Source organism: Micromonospora sp. MA102, from assembly GCF_025460765.1.
Taxonomy (GTDB): Bacteria; Actinomycetota; Actinomycetes; order Mycobacteriales; family Micromonosporaceae; genus Micromonospora; species Micromonospora halotolerans.
This window is the reverse complement of sequence record NZ_JAMWEG010000005.1, coordinates 90,737-111,238: the sequence shown is the minus strand read 5'-3', so window position 1 is coordinate 111,238 and position 20,502 is coordinate 90,737. Positions and strand designations below refer to the sequence as shown.

Genomic DNA, 20,502 nt, shown 5'->3' with positions numbered 1-20,502 from the left:
CCATACCGCACCGACTTCACCACTCGTACGGGCACGTTTCCGCACCCGGTGCCGGGCTGGAAAGCGCGCTAGGGTGCCGGTCATGAGCGATTCCGCACGGCTGCGCGTCGACCTGCTCACCCGGGAGTACCCGCCGGAGGTCTACGGCGGCGCCGGGGTGCACGTCGAGTACCTCGCGCGCGAGCTGCGCCGCCTCGCCGACGTGCGGGTGCACTGCTTCGGCGCGCCCCGAGACGAGCCGGGCGTCACCGCGTACGCCGAGCCCGCGGCGCTGGCCGGCGCGAACGCCGCGCTGCGCACCATGGGCGTCGACCTGGAGATGGCCGCCGGCACCGCGGGCGCCGACGTGGTGCACAGCCACACCTGGTACGCCAACCTGGCCGGGCACACCGCGAAGCTGCTGCACGGCGTGCCGCACGTGGTGACCGCGCACAGCCTGGAGCCGCTGCGCCCGTGGAAGGCCGAGCAGCTCGGCGGCGGTTACGCGCTCTCGTCGTGGTGCGAGCGGGTCGCGTTCGAGGCGGCCGATGCGATCGTCGCGGTGAGCGACGGCATGCGGCGGGACGTGCTGACCGCGTACCCGGAGGTCAACCCCGACAAGGTGCGCGTCGTCCACAACGGCATCGACACGGCGCAGTACACCCCGGACCCGGGCACCGACGTGGTGGAGCGGCTGGGCATCGACCCGACCCGGCCCAGCGTGGTCTACGTGGGCCGGATCACCCGGCAGAAGGGCCTGCCGTACCTGCTGCGGGCGGCCCGGGAGCTGCCCGCCGACACCCAGCTCGTGCTGCTGGCCGGCGCCCCCGACACACCGGAGATCGCCGCCGAGGTGGAGGGCCTGGTCGCCGAGCTGCGGGCCGGCCGCTCGGGCGTGGTCTGGATCGCCGAGATGCTGCCCAAGCACGAGGTGATCCAGGTGCTCACCCACGCCACGATCTTCGTCTGCCCGTCCGTCTACGAGCCGATGGGCATCGTCAACCTGGAGGCCATGGCCTGCGAGACGGCCGTGGTGGCCACCGCCACCGGCGGCATCCCCGAGGTGGTCGCCGACGGCGAGACCGGGCTGCTCGTCCCCATCGAGCAGGCCGGCGACGGCAGCGGCCGGCCGCTGGACCCGGAGCGGTTCGTGGCCGACCTGGCGGCGACCATCAACGGCCTGCTGGCCGACGAGAAGCGCGCCGCGGAGTTCGGTCTGGCCGGCCGCCGCCGGGCCGTCGACCACTTCTCCTGGGACACGATCGCCCAGCGGACGCTGGAGGTGTACCGGTCGGTGGGCGCCGCCGGCTGACTTGAGCGCGAAGCGATCTCGGGCAGTAGGTTGAACCGGTGACTGGACGGTTCCCGATCGAAGACGTCTCCCCTGTCGTCGCCTGCGGTCGCTACCCGGCCAAGGCGGTGGTCGACGAGATCGTGCCCGTGTCGGCCCGCGCCTACCGCGAGGGCCACGACGCGCTCGGGTGCGACGTGGTCTGGCTCGGCCCGGACGGCGCCGCCCGCCCGTTCACCCGGATGCGCCCCGGTGAGCCCGGCCAGGACCGCTGGCACGCCACCATCCGCCCCGACGCGGTCGGCCTCTGGCGGTTCACCGTCGAGGCGTTCCAGGACCCGTACCTGACCTGGCAGAACGCCGTCACCAAGAAGGTTGCCGCCGGCCAGGGCCCGGCCGAGCTCGCCAACGACCTGGCCGAGGGCGCCCGGGTGCTGGAAGCCGCCCTCGACCTCGTGCCGGCCGGCGACCGGGAGCGGGTCCGGGCGGCGGTGACCGCGCTGCGCGACGAGGACGCCGAGCTGCCCCGCCGGGTCGGCCCGGCGCTCGACCTGGCCCCGCTGCTCTGGGACCACCCGGTCCGCGAGCTGGTCACCACCGGCGACGAGCACACCCTCTGGGTGGACCGGCCGCGGGCGCTCTTCTCCGCCTGGTACGAGTTCTTCCCCCGCTCCGAGGGCGCGATCCCCGCCACCGTCGACGCGCCCGCCCGGTCCGGCACCTTCGTCACCGCCCTGGACCGCCTGCCGGGCGTCGCGGCCATGGGTTTCGACGTGCTCTACCTGCCGCCGATCCACCCGATCGGCCGGGTCAACCGCAAGGGCCCCAACAACGCGCTCACCGCCGGGCCCGACGACGTCGGCTCGCCGTGGGCGATCGGCGCCGCCGAGGGCGGCCACGACGCCATCCACCCCGACCTGGGTACGCCGGAGGACTTCCGCGACTTCATCGCGGCGGCCGCCGAGCAGGGCCTCGAGGTGGCCATGGACCTGGCGTTGCAGTGCGCCCCGGACCACCCGTGGGTGACCGAGCACCCGGAGTGGTTCACCACCCGGGCCGACGGCAGCATCGCGTACGCGGAGAACCCGCCGAAGAAGTACCAGGACATCTACCCGCTGAACTTCGACAACGACCCGGAGGGCATCCGGGCGGAGATCCTGCGGGTGGTGCTGCACTGGGTCGGCGAGGGCATCCGGATCTTCCGGGTGGACAACCCGCACACCAAGCCGTTCGACTTCTGGCACTGGCTGATCTGGGAGGTCAAGAAGGTCGACCCGGACGTGCTGTTCCTGGCCGAGGCGTTCACCCGCCCGGCGATCATGCACGGGCTCGGGAAGATCGGCTTCACCCAGTCGTACACCTACTTCACCTGGCGCACGTCCGCGGCCGAGATGCGGGAGTACTGCGCGGAGCTGGTCGCGGCGGCCGACTACATGCGACCGAACTTCTGGCCCAACACCCCGGACATCCTGCACGAATCGCTGCAGCACGGCGGCCCGCCGATGTTCAAGATCCGGGCGGTGCTGGCCGCGCTGCTCTCCCCCTCCTGGGGCATGTACGCCGGCTACGAGCTGTTCGAGCACGTCGCTCGCCCCGGCGCCGAGGAGTACCTGGACAACGAGAAGTACGAGCTGCGCCCCCGCGACTGGGCCGGCGCGCAGGAGCAGGGCCGCTCGCTCGCCCCGTTCATCGCCACCCTCAACCGGGTCCGCCGCGACAACCCCGCCCTGCACCGGCTGCGCAACCTGCGCTTCCACGACATCGACAACCCGGCGCTGCTCTGCTGGTCCAAGCACGACCCGGACACCGGCAACACGGTGATCGTGGTCTGCTCGTTCGACTCCCGCGCCGTGCAGTGGGGCAACACCACCCTCGACATGCCGGCGCTCGGCTTCGACTGGCACGAACGGTTCACCGTGCACGACGAGCTGACCGGCGCCGACTACGACTGGGGGCAGCGCAACGCGGTGCGGCTCGACCCGTACCTGCAGCCCGCGCACGTGTTCACGGTGCGGCGGCCCGCCGCACCGGCCGAGCCCGACGCCGCGCCGCCGGCCCCCGCGACGACCGACCTGACCGTCGAAGACGTACCCGCCGACCTCTCCGGCGGCACCGCCCCGACCGCACCGGCCGCGAAGGACGACGCACGATGGAGCAGCTGATCGCCGGCCAGGCGCACGACCCGCACGCCACGCTCGGCGCGCACCCCGCCGGCGGGCGCACCACCATCCGGACCCTGCGCCGGGGCGCGACCGACGTGGCCGTGCTCGCCGGCGACGAGCGGCACCCCATGAAACGGATGCACGACGCGGGCGTCTTCGAGGCCGTGCTGCCCGGCGAGGTGCTCGACTACCGGATCGAGGTGGACGGCGCGCCGCACGACGACCCGTACCGCTACCCGCCCACCCTCGGCGACCTGGACCTGCACCTCATCGGGGAGGGCCGGCATGAGCGGCTCTGGGAGGCGCTCGGCGCCCGGGTCTTCGACGAGGGCGTGGCGTTCACCGTCTGGGCGCCCAACGCCCGCGGCGTCCGCGTGGTCGGCGACTTCACCGGCTGGGGGCCGGACGACGGCTGGCCGATGCGCTCGCTCGGGTCCAGCGGGGTGTGGGAGATCTTCGTGCCCGGCGCCACCGTCGGCAGCCGATACAAGTACCGGATCCTCGGCGCCGACGGGCACTGGCGGGACAAGGCCGACCCCCTCGCGGCCCGCACCGAAGTGCCGCCGGCCACCGCCTCCGTGGTGCACCACTCCCGGTACGCCTGGGGCGACGCCGACTGGCTCACCCGCCGGGCCCGGCGGGCGCCGCACCAGGAACCCATGAGCGTGTACGAGGTGCACCTCGGCTCCTGGCGCCCCGGCCTCGGCTACCGGGAGCTGGCCGAGCAGCTCACCGCGTACGTCACCGAGCTGGGCTTCACCCACGTCGAGTTCCTGCCCGTCATGGAGCACCCGTTCGGCGGCTCCTGGGGCTACCAGGTCACCGGCTACTACGCCCCCACGGCCCGGTTCGGCGACCCCGACGAGTTCCGCCACCTCGTCGACCGGCTGCACCGGGCCGGCATCGGGGTCATCCTCGACTGGGTGCCGGCGCACTTCCCCAAGGACGAGTGGGCCCTGGCCCGCTTCGACGGCACCCCGCTCTACGAGCACCCCGACCCGCGCCGCGGCGAGCACCCCGACTGGGGCACGTACGTCTTCGACTTCGGCCGCCGCGAGGTGCGCAACTTCCTGGTCGCCAACGCCCTCTACTGGCTCGACGAGTTCCACGTCGACGGGCTCCGGGTCGACGCGGTCGCCTCGATGCTCTACCTGGACTACAGCCGCCAGGAGGGCCAGTGGGCGCCCAACGTGCACGGCGGCCGGGAGAACCTGGAGGCCATCGCGTTCCTCCAGGAGGTCAACGCCACCGTCTACAAGCAGCACGCCGGGGTGGTGATGATCGCCGAGGAGTCCACCGCGTGGCCGGGCGTCACCCGCCCCACCGCCGAGGGCGGGCTGGGCTTCGGCTTCAAGTGGAACATGGGCTGGATGCACGACACGCTGCTCTACACCTCCAAGGACCCCATCTACCGGCAGCACCACCACCACCAGCTCACCTTCTCCCTGGCGTACGCCTGGAGCGAGAACTACGTGCTGCCGATCAGCCACGACGAGGTGGTGCACGGCAAGGGTTCGCTGGTCGGCAAGATGCCCGGCGACACGTGGCAGCGGCTGGCCAACGTGCGGGCGCTGCTCGCGTACATGTGGGCGCATCCCGGCAAGCAGTTGCTCTTCATGGGCTGCGAACTCGCCGACGACCGCGAGTGGAGCGAGGAGCGCGGCCTCGACTGGTACCTGCTGCACGACCCGGCGCGGGCCGGCGTGCAACGCCTCGTCGGCGACCTGAACCGGGTCTACCGGGAGACCCCGGCGCTCTGGGCGCAGGACACCGACCCGGCCGGCTTCCGCTGGATCGCCGGGGACGACGTCGCCAACAACACCGTCTCGTTCATCCGGATCGCCCCCGACGGCCAGACCCTGGTCTGCGTGGCCAACTTCTCCGCGACCCCGCTGGAGGGCTACCGGGTCGGCCTGCCGGCCGGCGGCACCTGGACCGAGGTGCTCAACACCGACGCCCAGCACTACGGCGGGTCGGGGGTGGGCAACCTCGGGACGGTGCAGGCGGAGAGCGTGCCGTGGCACGGGATGCCGGCCTCGGCGGCGCTGCGCGTGCCACCGCTCGGGGTGCTCTGGCTCCGCCCGGCCTGAGACCTGGCCACCGCTGCCGCCTTCGCGCTGCTCGCCGCTCACTGCTTGTCGCTTGCCGCTCGCTGGTCGCTGGTCGCTGCTCGCCGGTCGCTGGTCGCTGCTCGCCGGTCGCTGGTCGCTAGTCGCTGATCGCTGCTTGCTAGTCGGTGGTCGCTGCATGCCGTTCGTCGTTCGCTGCCTGGCGCCTGATCTTGGAGAGCTGCCGTTCGTGGCGGACGGTAACGCGCCAAGATCTCGGAGAACCACGCACGACGTGAGCGGAGAGTAGCGCCAATGGCCGCAATCCCTACGCTGCGTGGAGATGTCGCGCGGAGCCGCGATCGACCTGAACGGACGTGCATCACCCTCCGTACCGCTGAACGGATGCCGGAACCCGTGACAGACGAGGCGGAGGAGCTTCAATGGCGTGGAGCAGAGGCACAACCAGGCGACGGACGACGGCGGGCCCGTCCCGGAACCGGAAGATCGCGGGCGGCGTGGCGCTGGCACTGACGGCCGGGGCGGCGTTCGCGGTCGCGACCGGCACCGGCCAGGCCGCCGAGAACTGCCAGGGCCTGGACACCGCCCTGCGCAACAACCTGACCTTCATCGCCGACCAGCGCCGCAACCCGGACGCCAACTCGGCCGCCCGGATCGCCAACCGGCAGGCCGTGGCCGACCTCATCCAGCAGCGCCGGGCCACGGCCGGCTGCACCGGCACCGTCGAGGTGGCCGGCGCGGCCTGCCCAGAGGTGCCGTGGGAACAGGCGATGGGCACACAGCTCGACCGGGCCTGGGCGGTCACCGGGCAGATGCGGGGCGAACGCTCCGGCCAGCTCGTCGACCCGCGACTGACCGAGGCGCGGGTGAAACGGCTCGCCGGCCTCCTCAGCGGGGTCCGCGACATCGTGCAGGGCGCCCGGAAGGCACAGGCCGGCGGAGCCGAGGCATCCAGGGCGGGGGCCGGCGGGACCGGGGCGCCCGGGGCCGCTGCCGGCGGGACCGAGTCCTCCGGGGCGGGGGCCGATCAGAGCGGAGCTTCCGGGGCCGGTGCCGCTGGGGCCGGGCCGTCCGGTGCCGGTGGGGCCGACGCCTCCGGTGCCGGTGCGGCTGGGGCCTCCGGGGCCGGTGCGGCCGAGGCCGGCGGCGCGGCCGGTGGCGCCGAGCGGGCCGCTGACATCATCAACGCGATCGGCGGTGTGCTGCAGCAGATCGCCGCGATCATTCAGGCGGCCCAACAGCAGGCGGACGGCGGCCAGCAGGCAGGCGACGCCCAGGACGACCAGCAGGCGGGTGGCGAGCAGGGTGCCGCCGGCCAGGAGGGCGCGGACCAGCAGAACGGCGACGGCGGCGCGGCAGCGGACCAGCAGGGCGCGGCCGAGCAGCAGAACGATCAGGCGGCGGACGGGCAACAGGACGCCGGTCAGGCCGCAGACGGTGAGCAAGCCGCAGACGGTGAGCAGGCCGCAGACGGTGACCAGGCCGCAGACGGACAGCAGGCCGGGAAGCGGGTCGCGGATCGGCTTCAGCAGATCAGGGCACGCATCCAGCAGCTCCGGGCGATAGTCAAGCAGATCCGTGCCGCCCGCCAGGCCGCACGCGACCAGGGCGGCCAGGGCCAGGGCGCGGGCCAGGGCCAGGGCGCGGGCCAGGGCCAGGGCGCCGGCCAGGGCCAGGAGGCCGGCCAGGGTAAGAGCGGCCAGGCCGGCCAGGGCATGAAGGGCCGAGCGGGCCAGGGCATGGACGACCAGGCCGGCCAGGGCATGGACCAGGCCGGTCAGAGCGAGATCTACATGGTGGCCGACCCGAGCGTGCCGGGCTGCGCCCCGGGCGACGCGGGCCAGGGCGCGGGCAACGCCGACGCCGGGAAGCAGGACGACGCGACCGGCGCCAACCAGCAGGAGGGCGAGGCCGACGGCAAGGGCAGCGACCCCGCCGACTCAGCCGACACCGGCGCTGGCATGAAGGACACCGGCGCCGCCGCCGGCACGGGCGACGCCGACATGAACGAGGCCGGCCCGAACACCAACTGACCACCGGCACCTGCAGGTCACGGACCCGGGAACGGACGTGACCCACGATCCACCGGCAGTAACGGCGACCCGCCGGACCGACTCCACGGCCGGGTCGCCGTTCCTGCCACAACGCCACCCTCCGGCGACCGCCTCCCATCCCCGGCCGCCACCCAGAACCAACCCACCCCGTCGATCATGAGGTTGGCGGCAGTAAGAGAGATCCACTTCGCCGTCAACCTCATGATCGACCGAAATGGCCGGCCGAGATGACCGGCCGGGAAGGCCGGCCGAGACGGTCGGTCCGGAAGGTCGGCTGGGGCCGAGGGGCGGAGCTAGACCAGGCCGGCTTCGCGGAGGAGTTTCCAGAGGCCGGCGCCGTCGGGGGCGGCCAGCCACTTCTGGCCCACCGGGCCGGCGGAGGGGCGGCCCGCCGGGGTGGGCAGGCTGCCGGCGAGCACCGACTGGGTGGGCGAGAGCCGGCGGATGGCCACGCCGGCCACGTTGTCCGGGTGGGCGGCGGCGAACTCGCGGTAGATCTCCTGGTCGTGCTGGCCGTCGTCGCCGATGAGCAGCCAGCGGACGTCGGGGAACTCGCGGGCCAGCCGGGCCAGGGTGGCCCGCTTGTGTTCCCGGCCGCTGCGGAACCAGCGGTCGGCGGTCGGCCCCCAGTCGGTGAGCAGCAGCGGCCCGGCCGGGTAGAGGTGCCGGGAGAGGAACCGGGTCAGCGTCGGCGCGACGTTCCAGGCGCCGGTGGAGAGGTAGAAGACCGGGGCGCCGGGGTGTGCGGTGACCAGGCGCTCGTACAGCACGGCCATGCCGGGAACGGCGGCCCGGGCGTGCTCGTCGAGGACGAACGTGTTCCACGCGGCGAGCAGGGGCCGGGGCAGCGCGGTCACCATGACCGTGTCGTCGATGTCGGAGAGGATGCCGAACCGGACCTCCGGGTCGAGGATGCGGACCAGCGCCTCCACCGGTTCGGCGTCGGCCACGCTGAGGCGCACGCAGCCCCAGCCCGGGGTGAAGTCGGCCTTGACGACGGTGTCCACGAAGCCGCTGCGGTCCGCGGTCGCCTCCTGGCGTTCCCCGCCGGCCTCGATGGTGACCTTCGCGTACTTGGCGGGCAGGGTCGTGAAGCTGCGCCAGCCGCGGACCTTCTCCAGCCGGCCGCGCTGCCGGGTGTCGGGGCGGCCGAGCAGCACCCGGCAGAGCACTCGCGCCCAACCGGGTGCGCCGTACCCGGCGTACGCGATGATGTTGGCCTGCCACCCGGTGCGCCGGAGCCGGCGTTCGACGAGGCCGTGCAGGGCGTCCTCGATGCGTGCGGCCCGGTGCAGCTGCGGCACGGCCAGTTGGTCCGGTGGTGTGGGTGGCACGCTGTCACCCTGCCACAACCCACGCGGGCCGGCCACGCGAGTGGTCTGCGCCGATCCACCCCGCCGCCCGGCACCCCCGTGACAGACTGCGGTCGAGGCGACGACGGGGGCGTTGGTCGTGTCGACACCAGAGCGGGACCCGGGACGGTGGCGTCCGGCGCTGGACCGGCCGGCGCTGGTGGCGCTGCTGCTCGGCGCGGCCGGGGTCGGCTACCGGCTGGTGCTGACGCTGCTCACGCTGCCCACCTCGAACAGCGACGAGGCGACGTTCGGGCTGGCGGCGCTGCACATCGCCACCGGCGACGAACGGCCGGTCTTCCTCTACGGCCAGCGCTACATGGGTGTGCTGGAGTCCTACCTGGCGGCGCCGCTGGTCGGCTGGGCGGGGGCGAGCTGGCCGTTGCTGCGGTTGCCGTTGCTGGCGCTGTTCGCGGTGTTCCTGTGGCTGGCGTACCGGTTGACCCGCCGGTTGTTCTCGCCGTGGCTCGCCGCCTTCGTGGTGGGCCTGCTGGCGCTCGGCTCGGAGCGGGTCGTCCGGGACCAGCTCACCGTGGTCGGCGGCCGGCCGGAGGTGAAGCCGGCGGTGCTGGCGATGCTGCTGATCGCGCTCGCCCTCGGCGAGCGCCGGGTCCGGCACCGCTGGCTGGCCACCGGCCTGTTCGGGCTGCTGGCCGGGCTGGCGCTGTGGTCGGACTGGCTGATCGTGCCCTACCTGGCGGTGGCCGGCCTGGTGCTGGTCTGGGCCGCGCCCCGGGACCTGGTGGGCTGGCCGGGGGTGCTGCTGGTGGTGGGCTTCGTGCTCGGTGTCGCACCGGTGGTCAAGGACAACCTGGTCGCCCCGGACGGGCAGGACTCGCTGTCGGTGTTCCGGGAGATCAGCACCAAGGACGGGGTGACGCCGTCGGTGTCCGAGCGGCTGCACGGCGGGCTGCTGGAGGGGGTGCCGCTGGCCTCCGGGCTCTGCCCGATGGACGGCTGCGCCCGCTGGGCCCAGTGGTTCGGGCTGCTCTACCCGGTGTTGCTGGTGGCCGCCGCCGTGCTCGGGCTGGTCGCGTTCCGCCGGGCCGCGGACCCGGCCGCGCGGCTCCGGGCCGTGGCGATCCTCGCCCTGGTCGTCGGTGCGGCGTTGACCCTGCTGGCGTACGCGCGCAGCCCGCTCGCCGCGACCGATCCGCTGGGCAACTCCCGCTACCTGTCGGTGCTCCAGATCTCGCTGCCGGCGGTGCTGTGGCCGCTGTGGCGGGCCGCCGCGCACGCGGTCCGGGCCACGGCTGGCGTGGCGGCGCGGTGCGCCGGGGCGCTGGCCGGCCTGGTGCTGGCCGCGCTGGTGGCCGCCACGGTCGCGGGCACCGTGGCGTTCGTGCGGGACGCCCCGTCGTTGCGGGCCGAGGAGCGGCAGGCCCGGGAGCTGGCCGAGACGGTGCGCCGCGCCGGCCTGCGCGAGGTGTACGGGGACTACTGGACCTGCAACCGGCTGATCTTCAACACCGGCGAGGCGGTGGTGTGCGGGGTGCTCGACGGCGACCTGAGCCCCGGGCAGAACCGCTATCCGGCGTACTGGAAGCGGGTGGGGCGGGCGGCCCGGCCCGGCTACGTGGTGGCCGTCGGCTCGTCGGCGGAGCGCGCGCTGCGCCGGCTGCTCGGCGACCGGGCCGACGCGGCGGTGGTGGCCGAGGTGGGCGGCTATCGCGTGTACCACCCGGATGCCGCCGTGCGGCCGTGGCGCTGAACCCGCGCCGTACGCTGTGCCGATGCTCATCCTGCTGCCTCCGTCGGAGGGGAAGGCCGAGGCCGGCACCGGCCGGCGGCTGGACCTGTCGAAGCTCTCCCTGCCGGAGCTGAACCCGGCCCGGGAGGAGGTGCTGGCCGCCCTGGTCGACCTCTGCGCCGGCCCGGACGAGGGGGCGGCCCGCGACGCGCTGGGCCTGAGCGAGGGGCAGCGCGGCGAGCTGCGGCGCAACGCGCGGCTTCGGGCGGCGGCCACCGCGCCGGCCGGACGGATCTACACGGGCGTCCTCTACGAGGCCCTGGACCTGGCCACGCTGCCGCCGGCGGCGGAGCGGCTGGCCCGCCGCTCGGTGCTGGTCAGCTCGGGCCTCTGGGGCGCGGTCCGCCTCACCGACCGGATCCCGCCCTACCGCTGCCCGATCGGGGCGCGGCTGCCGGGGATCGGGGCGCTGTCGGCGTACTGGCGCCGGGCGCTCGCGGAGGTCATGGCGACGGCCGCCGGGACCGGCCCGGTGCTGGACCTGCGCTCCGGCGCGTACGCGGCCACCTGGGCGCCGCGCGGGACGGTGGCCGAGCGCACCGTGACGGTGCGGGTGCTGCACGAGCGCGAGGTGGACGGGGTGCCGACCCGGTCGGTGGTCAGCCACTTCAACAAGGCCACCAAGGGCCGGCTGGTCCGCGACCTGCTCACCGCCGGCGCCCGCCCGCGTACCGCCGACGCGCTGGTCGGGGCGTTGCGCGAGCTGAAGTACGCGGTCGAGGAGCAGCCGCGGGCGGCCGGCCGGCCCCGCCAGCTCGACGTGGTGGTCACCGAGCTCTGAGGGCGGGTTGCCGCAAATTTTGCTCAAGGCTCGGCCGCAGCGGTTTCGCGGCGCGGACGACGGGGGTCACGGTTAGGGCACCCCGATTCCGACCAAGGAGCTGTTCCGATGGCCCCCGAGTCCACCACCCTGCTCGACCGGCCCCGCCAGCCGTCGCCGCCCCCGCCACTGGACTGGCTCACCCTGGCCGACGCCTTCGAGGTCGCCTGCCTGGTGCGCTGCACCCCGCCGCCGGCCACCGACGCCCGCCGGGTCGACGCCGGCACGCACCGCGGCGGGATCGCCGAGTTCAACCGCGAGGACGCGGCGCAGCGGATGCGGCAGCTGCTGCGGCGGCTGGACGTGCCGGTGGAGCACGAGCTGACCACGGGCGGCCTGCGCCGCCGGTACGAGCTGCACCGGCTGTCGGTGCCCCGGGAGCACCGGCCGGCGTACGCGGCCCTGCTGGAGGCCGGCTGGCGGCAGGGTCGCCGGGAGCTGCTCGGCGGTCCCGTCCCGGGCGCCTCCACGGCCCGCCGGGTGTGGCGGCCCCGGCTGGCCGCCGCGGCGTGGCGGGCGGCGCTGCTGGCCGGCGGGCGGCACGTACGCCGGCACAGCCTCGGCATCCGGCTGGCCGACCGGGACCTGGCCGCGGTGCTGGTGCGGGGCGCGGCGCTGCTGGACGTCCCCGCGGTGCTCCGCCCCGGGGCGGGCTGCTTCCTGGTGAGCGTGGCCAACGGCGCGCACCGGGCGCGGATCGTCGAGAGCGCCGCGCTGGCCCCGGCGGCCTGCTGAGCCGCCCGCCGGTCGTCCGCCGACCCGGGCATCCCCCGGTCGGCGCCCAGCGGCGACAAGCACGGCGGCTGCCTACCGCGGCAACATGGGCGCAACAGCGCCCGGCTAGCGTCCAGTCGTTGCGCCGCGACCCGCGGGCCGACACGTCGGGAGTGTGGATCCAGCTTGCTTCGCCCCAGCGCTGACCATGCCGTACCGCCCGCACCGGGGTGGCACACCGGTGACGTGCGGCAGCTGGCGGCCCTGCTGCGCGAGCACCGGATGGCGGCGCGGCTCAGCCAGGAAGCGCTCGCGGAGACGGCCGGGGTCGCCGTGCGGACCGTACGCAACCTGGAAAGCTCCCGGATCGCCCGGCCGCGTCGCCGGACCGTGGAGGAGCTCGCGAACGCGCTCGGCCTGACCGGCCAACCGCGCGACCGCCTGCTCCGGACGGTGCACGGGATCGCGCCGGCGCCCGGTTGGCAGCACAGCAGCCTCCCCCCGGTGGTGCCCGACTTCGTCGGTCGGCAGGCCGAACTGGACCAGCTGGTCGCGCAGGCACGGCGCCTCACCCGCCAGCCGGGCAACGCCACGGTCGTGATCAGCGGGCAGCCGGGCGTCGGCAAGACCAGCCTGGTCGTGCGGGCCGCGCACGCCCTCGCGGCGGAGATACCCGGTGTCGCGTGCCACGTCGACCTGCGCGGCATGGACCTGGCGCCGCTCTCGGCCGACCAGGCGCTGGAACAGCTCCTCACCACCCTCAGGGGCGGCCGGCGCGGGCCGCTGCCGCCCGGGCCGGGCGAACGGCTCGCCCTCTACCGGATGCTGACCGCCACCCGTCCCGGGCTGCTGGTGCTCGACAACGCGGCCACCGAGGAGCAGGTACGGCCGCTGCTCCCGACGGGTCCCGGCTGGCTGGCGCTGGTCTCCAGCCGGTTCAGCCTCAGCGGGCTGGAGAGCACCGGCCGGCTGCGCCTGACGGACCTCGACGAGGCCACCGCGACGAGGCTGATCGAGGAGATCGTCGGCGCCGACCGGGTGTCGGCCGAACCGGAAGCCACCTCGGAACTCGTCCGGCTGTGCACCGGACTGCCCCTCGCCCTGCGGGTGGCCGGTAACCGGCTCGCCTCCCGACCGTCCTGGAGCATCGGCTGGCTGGTCGAGCGGATCCGCGACGAGACCGGCCGCCTCGACCTGCTGCATCCCGGCGACACCCGGGTCCGGGCCGGGTTCAGCCTGTCGTACGACCAGCTGCCGGAGATCGCGCGGCGGGCCCTGCGCCGGCTCGCGTCGCTGCCCTGGCCGGACTACTCGGCCGGCGCGGTGGCGCAGCTGCTGGGGGTCGACGTCGGCGCGGCCGAGGCGGCGCTGGAGACGCTGGCGGACGCGAGTCTGCTGTCACCGGCGGCGGCGCCCGACCGTTACCTGCTGCACGATCTGCTTCGCGTCTTCGCCGCCGAGCGCCTCACCGCCGAGGAACCGCCGGCGGATCGCGACGAGGCCGTCGCGCGGGTCCGGACGTGGTTGCTCGGGATGGTCGAGGCCGCCGGCCGATGGCTCGACCCCGACCCCAGGCGGGAACCGGCCGCCGGCACCGGATTCGGCGGCGTCCATGCCGCCGTGGCGTGGCTCAGCGCCGAGCGGCACGGCTGGTGGTGGGCCGTGCGGCAGGCCGCGGCGGCCGGGCGGCACCGGGACGTGATCGCGGCCGCCGACGGGCTCTACTGGTACTCGGACCGCTACCACCACGTGATCGACTGGCCGGAGCTCTTCGGCCTCGCCGTCACCGCGGCGCAGGCCAGCGGCGACACGATGGCCGAGGCCGCGCAGCGCAACGCCCTGGGCTGGGCCCAGACCATGGTGCTCGACCGGCCGGCGAACGCGGCCGAGCAGCACCGCGAGGCCTTCCGCCTGGCCACCGCGGCAGGCGACCGGCGCAACCTCGGCTGGGCGTGCTTCTACCTCACCGGGGAGCGCTACCGCGCCGGCGACCTGGCGGGCGCCGCCGAGGCCTGTGCTCGGGCGCTGCGCGAGTTGACCGACGCGGGAGACCTGACCGGGCGGATCATCACGTCGTACACGCTGGCCGACATCCGGCGGCAGCGCGGCGAACCCGCTGCCGCGCTCACCCACCTGCGGCGCGCACTCGACGACTGGCGAGCCGCCATGGTGGACGAGCCGGCCCACCACCTCGCCAGTCGCCCCCTGACAGGGTGGATCCACCACCGGCTCGGACGTGCCCACGCGGACCTGGAGCAGTGGCCCGAGGCGATCGCCTCGATGGAGGCGGCAGCCGCCGACTTCGCGGCCGGGGGCGACCCGTACGGTTCTGGTGAAGCCGCGCTGGGCCTCGCCGAGGTGCTGCTGCGGGCCGGGGACTCCCGCGGGAAGCGGGTGCTGCTGGACGCGGTACGGGATTTCGAGGCCGACGGCGACCAGGCGCGAGCGGCTCGGGCCCGGCAGCTGCTCGACCCCCGACCGGGCCTCGATACGGCAAATTGCCGGTGATCTTGCCTGGTCGACCACGGTCGTCGACCTTAGCGTCTCCTTGAACGTCATCCAGGTTGCTGACGACGAATCGCAGCCCACCAGTGGTGGTGAACCGAACCGGTCGGGTGGCGTCGGCATCTCCTCCGGATCGAGGGGTGCATCCACGCTTGGGAGCGCTTCCAAGCAGTAGTTCTGGAAGGAGCCTCGTGGCTACGAGCACGAGTAGTACCCGGCACCGAAGAGGACTGGCGGTTCCGCTGCTGGTTCTCGCCCTGGCTGGCGCCGGCACGGTCGCCACCGCGGGCACGGCGTCGGCAGCATCGACCGGGCCGGGCCGGGTGGCGGACAGCGGCCTCGACTTCGGACCGGCCAGGAGCGGTGACCGGGTGGATCTGACCGGCGGCGGGGGCCGGACCGGGAAGCCCGACACGAAGCCGAAGAGCACGCCCACCGGTCCCGCGCGGTACGTGGTCGAACTGGCTGAGGATCCGGTGACGACGTACACCGGCGGGATCTCGGGCCTGGCCCGGACCCGCCCGTCAGCCGGCAGGCGGCTGGAGCCGCACTCGGCGGCGGCCAAGGCGTACCGGCAGCACCTGGACATCCAGCGCAGTGCCGTGGCCGAGGCGGCCAAGGTCAAGGTCGACCAGGTCTACACCACCGCCTTCGACGGCTTCTCCGCCACGCTGACCCCCGCCCAGGTCGACGCGTTGAAGCGGGACAAGCGGGTCCGTTCGGTCACCGCTTCCCAGTCGTTCAGCATCAACCAGGCGACGCCGGGCGAGGCCACGCCCACCCCGACGACCGCCGCACCGACGACCGCCGCACCGACCGGCGACGCGGCCACCGGCGCCACGACCGCCGGTGCGCAGACGCCTGCGAAGCCGGGCAGCGGCACCGGCGCCGGGATCGTGATCGGCGTCCTGGACTCCGGCATCTGGCCGGACAGCCCGTCGTTCGCCCGGACCATGCCGGCCCCGGCAGGCTGGCACGGCACCTGCCAGACCGGGTACGCCTTCGTGGTCGAACACTGCAACGGCAAGATCGTCGGTGCCCGGTACTTCGCCGACACGTACCTCGCGGCTGCGGGCGCGCTGCCGGAGGGCGAGGTCCTGTCCCCCCGGGACATGGTCGGGCACGGTACGCACACCGCGTCGACCGCGGCCGGACTGCCGGTCGAGCACGTCACCATCTCGGGGCGGGACTTCGGTGCGATCTCCGGCGTTGCGCCGGACGCGCAGATCGCCGTCTACAAGGTCCTCTGGGGCGGTTCGGGGTACGACGCCGACATCATCGCCGGCATCGACGCCGCGGTCGCCGACGGCGTCCAGGTGCTCAACTACTCGATCGGGAAGCAGTTGGGGGACTGGGAACCGAACACCCCCATCGGCACCGCCTTCCTCAACGCCACGCTGGCCGGGGTCTTCGTCTCGGCGTCCGCCGGCAACGACGGCTTCAGCGGCGCGATCAGCAACGCCCAGCCGTGGGTGACCACGGTCGGCGCGGCGGTGACCAACGTGAACGAGGGAACGGTCCAACTCGGCAACGGCACCAGGATCGTGGGCGCCTCGCTGGACGTCCTCCCCGGTGGCAAGCCCCGCCCGCTGGTCTTCGGCGAGCAGGCCGGCACGTTGGCGGACGGCTCGGCGTACTGCTACGGCCTGGACCCGGCGAAGGTCAAGGACAAGGTGGTCGCCTGCGCCCTGGACTACCCGTACGGCCAGGTGGCGGAGGCCAAGGCCAACGGCGCCGCGGCGGTCGTCCTCTTCGACCCCTGGGGCAACTTCCGGGTCAACTCGATCTACGACTTCCCGGTGCTCTACCTGAACACCAGGGAGCAGTCCGGCAAGCTCTTCAACTACCTGATGCGCCACGCCACCGACGGCACCGCGCTGGTCACCTCCGGCGGTGACGGCTCCAGCGTCCCCGGCGTGCCGAGCGTCGCGGACTACTCGTCCACCGGGCCGGACAAGACGCACACCGGGCTCATGAAGCCCGACCTGGTCGCGCCGGGCAGCGACATCATCGCGGCGGTCTCCCCGCCCGGTAACTTCGGCCGGCAGTACGATGCGTACTCCGGCACCTCGATGGCGGCACCGCAGGTGGCCGGCGCGGCCGCGATCCTGCGGGCGGAGCACCCCGACTGGTCGCCCGGGGCGGTCGCCTCGGCGCTGCGGACCACCGCCACCGACACCGTGGGCACCGACAACCCGCTGGCCCAGGGCAGCGGCATGCTGGCCCCGGACCGGGCCGACGACCCGGGGCTGGTCATCGAGCCGGCCGCCGCGGACCTGGTCGCGTTCGCCGCGGCGGCGCAGCCGGACGGCCGGGACCTGAACCTGCCGTCGATCTCGCTGCGCGAGTACGACGGGACCAGGTCGGTGACGCTGACCCGCAAGCTGACCAACGTCGGCGGCAGGCAGGAGACGTACCAGGCCTCGGTCACCGGGCTGCCGGGCATGCAGGTCAGCGTGTCGCCGAAGGCGGTGACGGTGCCACCGGGCAAGACCGCCACGGTCACCATCACGCTGCGACGCGGCAGCGCACCGTGGGACCGCTATGTCACCGGCGCGATCACCTGGCGCAGCACTGCCCACGAGGTACGGATTCCGGTCGCCGCGCGCCCGTGGGGCATCTCCCCCCGGATCTACGACGACAACCTGGAGGAGTTCGGCCGGCTCGTCAACGGCGCCTACGGGCTGCTCGAGCCGGGCTTCACCGGCAAGATCTCCGGCCGGTCGACCGGCTACACCCCCATCCAATGGGACTCGTACTCGATGCCGGCGGGAGTCAACGGCGGCGTCTTCGACCCGGAGGCCCTCGGAGTGCGGGCGCACACCTTCACCGTGCCGGCGGGCAGCGCCGGGATCGTGGTGGAGACCGCCACCGACGACCCGAACACCAATCTCGACCTGTGGCTGTACAAGGGTGACAAGCTCGTGTACCGGAGTGCCGCCGACTGGCACAGCAGTGAGCGGGCCTGGGCCTTCATGCCGGAAGCCGGCACCTACACGGCGTACGTCTTCGCGCAGGCCTCCGGCGGCCCGGTCGTCGACTACCGGCTCGGCCACGTGATCCTCGGCCGCGACGGCCACTACGCCCCCGCCACGCTGGAGCTGCCGGCCAGGGTGGAACGGGGCACGACCCCGTCGTACAAGCTCCGACCGAACGCTCCGCTGGAGGAGAACGTCGAGTACTGGGCGTACACCGAGTTCGCCATCAACGGGGAGGTGGTCCCCGGACATCTGGCCTCCACCACGCAGTACTTCTGGGAGTGACGCGCTGATACCAGGTTCGGTGGGGCGGAGCCGTCAGCTCCGCCCCACCGGGCCGCCGCGCCGCCGGCCCGGCGGGCTTGCGCGGCGGGCCGTGCACGGCGCACAGTGCAGCCCGTGAACGGACACTGGCCCGTGCCCGGCCGACGCCGGGCCGCCGCGCCGATGGCGCTCGTGCTGCTGCTGGTGTCCGCACTCGCCGGGCTCGCCGGTTGTCGGGACGAGCCGACCGAGCCGGTGCGGATCCGGATCGCCACGGGTAGCCCCACGGCCGTCTACCACGCCTTCGGCCAGTCGCTGGCCGCGCTGCTCAACCGGGAGCTGCCCGGTGTGCAGGCCAGCGTGGAGGTCACCGCGGCGTCCGCGCAGAACGTCCGGCTGGTCGGCTCCGGCCAGGCGGAGCTGGGCTTCACCCAGGCCGACGTGCTGCCGCCGCGCGCGCCGGAGCACCCCACGGTGCTCGCCGTGGCCCGGGTCTACGACGACCTGCTGCACCTGGTCACCACGGCCGGCGGTCCGGTACGCACCCTGGCCGACCTGCGGGGCCGGCGGGTGTCGGTGGGCGCCGACGGCTCCGGCACCGAGGTCACCGCCAGCCGGCTGCTGGCCGTCGCCCAACTCGGCGGCGACCAGGTCCACCAGGAGCATCTCGGCCTGGACGCCTCGGTGGCGGCGCTGCGCGCCGGCCAGATCGACGCCTTCTTCTTCTCCGGCGGCCTGCCGGTGCGCGGCGTCACCGAGCTGGCCGGCAGCACCTCGCTGCGCATGGTCGACCTGGGCGACTGGACCGAGCCGCTGCGCCGCGGGTACGGGCAGGTCTACGTGACCCGGGACATCCCCCGCTCGGTCTACGGGGCGAACCCGGTCAGCACCGTGGCCAACCCGAACTACCTGATCGCCCGCGCCGACCTGCCGGCGGCGCTGGTGCGCGAGGTGACCCGGCTGCTGATGGAGCGCCGGGAGGAGCTGGCCGCCGCGCACCCGGCGGCCGGCCGGATGAGCCCCCGGGCGGCGATCGTCACCACCCCGCTGCCGCTGCACCCGGGCGCCGCCGACTGGTACCGCGCCACCAAGCCCTGAGGCGCGCTCAGCGGCGCCCGGCGTCGGAGCCGACCGCGTCGACCGGGTCGTCGCCGAGCACCGGAGCGGGTTCGTCCGGCTCGACGGGCTCGTCGTCCGGCGCCGGGAACCACACCTCCGCGACCAGCCCCCGTGGCTCGCCCTGACGCATGGTGAGCCGGCCGTCGGAGGCGTCGACCAGCACCGCGACGATCGTCAGCCCGAGCCCGGCGCCGTCGACGTTCTGCACGTCCGGCGCCCGCCAGAACCGCTCGGTGGCCTGGTCGAGCTGGCCGGCCGTCATGCCGGGGCCGGTGTCCCGCACCTCCAGCGCGATCCCGCCGTCGGCCGGGCGTACGGTCACCGTCACCGCTCCCCCGGCGCCGCTGAACTTGACCGCGTTGTCGATCAGCGCGTCGAGCGCCTGGTCCACGGCGGTCGGCACGGTCCGGGCGTACGCCGGCGCGCCGGCGCCGTGGAGGGCGAGGGTGACCGACCGGTGCCGGGCGAGCGGCAGCCAGGCCGCCACCCGGGAGGCGGCGATTCCGGCGGCGTCCACGGTGACCCGCTGGTTCTCCTCCCGCTCGGCGCGGGCCAGCGTGAGCAGCGCGTCGAGCACGGTGGCCAGGCGGTCGGTCTCCTCCAGCGCCAGCTGGTGCTCGGCCCGGCCGTCGGGGTCGGTGAGGCTCGGCCCCAGCTCCTCCACCCGCAGCCGCAGCGCGGTGAGCGGGTTGCGCAGCTGGTGGCTGGCGTGCGCGACGAACGCCCGCTGCCGGTCCATCACGTCGGAGACCGCGTCGGCCATGGCGTTGAAGCTGGTGGCCAGCCGGCGCAGCTCGGGCGGGCCGAGGCGGGGGCGGACCCGGGCCCGCCGGTGTCCCTCGGCGATCTCGTGGGTGACCGCGTCCAGCTCGGTGACCGGGCGCAGCACCCAGCCGGCCAGCCCGAACGCGGTGGAGACGCAGGCCAGCACCGCGAGCAGGCCGATCCCGGCGAGCAGCAGCCACCAGGCGGTGACGGTGCGGCGCACCTTGGCCGCCGGGGTGGTGGTGACCACGGCGCCGAGCACCTCGCCGCCGTCGTTGATCGGGACCGCCACCACCAGCGGCCCGTCCACCCAGGGTCGGACCGCCTCCGGCCGGCTGAACTGCTGCCCGGACAGCGCGGTGTCCAGGGCCAGGTCGGTGCCCGCGCCGAACTCCCAGCGCGTCGAGGCGACCACGGTGCGGCGGTCCCGGTCGACCACGGCCGCCCCGATGCCGTAAAGGTCGTCGTAGGCGGCGAGTTCCGCGTCCAGCGGGCCGGGGGTGCCGCCGCGCAGCGCCGGACCGGCCAGCGAGGCGAACCGGGTGGCGTCGGCGAGCCGGTCAGCGCGCACCCGGTCGGTCTCCCGGGTGGCCAGGGTGGCCGCCAGCGGGGTCTCCAGGGCGAGCAGCACCAGCACCATCAGCAGCAGATAGCTGATCACCAGCCGGCGACGCACGTGG

Annotated in this window: 12 protein-coding genes; 10 read left to right on the top strand and 2 right to left on the bottom strand. The window is 74.3% G+C overall.

Annotated elements, in window-relative coordinates; genetic code table 11:
- Nucleotides 1–82: 82 nt before the first annotated feature.
- From glgA to NFX44_RS12375, 4 genes are all read left to right on the top strand, one after another.
- Nucleotides 83–1,291: a glycogen synthase gene (gene glgA / locus NFX44_RS12390; RefSeq protein ID WP_262283664.1), complete on the top strand. Its 1,209-nt coding sequence runs from the start codon at nucleotides 83–85 to the stop codon at nucleotides 1,289–1,291.
- Nucleotides 1,292–1,329: 38 nt separating this feature from the next.
- Nucleotides 1,330–3,432 (top strand): alpha-1,4-glucan--maltose-1-phosphate maltosyltransferase, encoded by a 2,103-nt coding sequence (locus NFX44_RS12385; protein ID WP_262283663.1) that lies wholly within the window; start codon nucleotides 1,330–1,332, stop codon nucleotides 3,430–3,432.
- Complete coding sequence (gene glgB / locus NFX44_RS12380; RefSeq protein WP_262283662.1) at nucleotides 3,420–5,522, top strand: 1,4-alpha-glucan branching protein GlgB; 2,103 nt, start codon at nucleotides 3,420–3,422, stop codon at nucleotides 5,520–5,522. Before NFX44_RS12385 ends, glgB begins: the two co-directional genes overlap by 13 nt.
- A gap of 476 nt (nucleotides 5,523–5,998) precedes the next feature.
- The gene (locus NFX44_RS12375; RefSeq protein WP_262283661.1) at nucleotides 5,999–7,534 is read left to right on the top strand and encodes a hypothetical protein; all 1,536 of its coding nucleotides are present in this window, start codon (nucleotides 5,999–6,001) and stop codon (nucleotides 7,532–7,534) included.
- A 314-nt stretch (nucleotides 7,535–7,848) separates the two neighbouring features.
- On the opposite strand, the gene NFX44_RS12370 is transcribed toward NFX44_RS12375, so the two are convergent.
- Nucleotides 7,849–8,889 (bottom strand): App1 family protein, encoded by a 1,041-nt coding sequence (locus NFX44_RS12370; protein ID WP_262283660.1) that lies wholly within the window; start codon nucleotides 8,887–8,889, stop codon nucleotides 7,849–7,851.
- Nucleotides 8,890–9,007: 118 nt separating this feature from the next.
- Between NFX44_RS12370 and NFX44_RS12365 the strand changes: the two genes are divergently transcribed.
- The 6 genes from NFX44_RS12365 (at nucleotide 9,008) to NFX44_RS12340 (ending at nucleotide 19,036) form a co-directional block, all read left to right on the top strand.
- Entirely contained in the window at nucleotides 9,008–10,618 is a 1,611-nt protein-coding gene (locus NFX44_RS12365) for a SirB2 family protein (RefSeq protein ID WP_262283659.1), read from the top strand.
- Nucleotides 10,619–10,640: 22 nt separating this feature from the next.
- Nucleotides 10,641–11,438, top strand: coding sequence for a peroxide stress protein YaaA (gene yaaA, locus NFX44_RS12360; protein ID WP_262283658.1), 798 nt, complete (start codon nucleotides 10,641–10,643; stop codon nucleotides 11,436–11,438).
- Nucleotides 11,439–11,546: 108 nt separating this feature from the next.
- Nucleotides 11,547–12,212 (top strand): hypothetical protein, encoded by a 666-nt coding sequence (locus NFX44_RS12355; protein WP_262283657.1) that lies wholly within the window; start codon nucleotides 11,547–11,549, stop codon nucleotides 12,210–12,212.
- Between the two features lie 225 nt (nucleotides 12,213–12,437).
- The gene (locus NFX44_RS12350; RefSeq protein WP_262283656.1) at nucleotides 12,438–14,699 is read left to right on the top strand and encodes a helix-turn-helix domain-containing protein; all 2,262 of its coding nucleotides are present in this window, start codon (nucleotides 12,438–12,440) and stop codon (nucleotides 14,697–14,699) included.
- A gap of 188 nt (nucleotides 14,700–14,887) precedes the next feature.
- A complete protein-coding gene (locus tag NFX44_RS12345; protein WP_262283655.1) occupies nucleotides 14,888–17,959 on the top strand; it encodes a S8 family serine peptidase in 3,072 nt (1,023 codons plus the stop codon).
- 162 nt (nucleotides 17,960–18,121) lie between these two features.
- Nucleotides 18,122–19,036 (top strand): TAXI family TRAP transporter solute-binding subunit, encoded by a 915-nt coding sequence (locus NFX44_RS12340; RefSeq protein WP_262283930.1) that lies wholly within the window; start codon nucleotides 18,122–18,124, stop codon nucleotides 19,034–19,036.
- Nucleotides 19,037–19,043: 7 nt separating this feature from the next.
- Here NFX44_RS12340 and NFX44_RS12335 read toward each other — a convergent pair whose 3' ends face one another.
- Nucleotides 19,044–20,498 carry a HAMP domain-containing sensor histidine kinase gene (locus tag NFX44_RS12335; protein WP_262283654.1) on the bottom strand — a complete coding sequence of 485 codons (1,455 nt, stop codon included), beginning with the start codon at nucleotides 20,496–20,498 and terminating at the stop codon, nucleotides 19,044–19,046.
- Between the last annotated feature and the right edge of the window lie 4 nt (nucleotides 20,499–20,502).

Bases quoted from the DNA above. Each gene is read 5' to 3' on its own strand.
- NFX44_RS12355 (WP_262283657.1), top strand. From the start codon at position 11,547: ATGGCCCCCGAGTCCACCACCCTGCTCGACCGGCCCCGCCAGCCGTCG.
- yaaA (WP_262283658.1), top strand. From the start codon at position 10,641: ATGCTCATCCTGCTGCCTCCGTCGGAGGGGAAGGCCGAGGCCGGCACC.
- glgB (WP_262283662.1), top strand. From the start codon at position 3,420: ATGGAGCAGCTGATCGCCGGCCAGGCGCACGACCCGCACGCCACGCTC.
- glgA (WP_262283664.1), top strand. From the start codon at position 83: ATGAGCGATTCCGCACGGCTGCGCGTCGACCTGCTCACCCGGGAGTAC.
- NFX44_RS12340 (WP_262283930.1), top strand. From the start codon at position 18,122: ATGGCGCTCGTGCTGCTGCTGGTGTCCGCACTCGCCGGGCTCGCCGGT.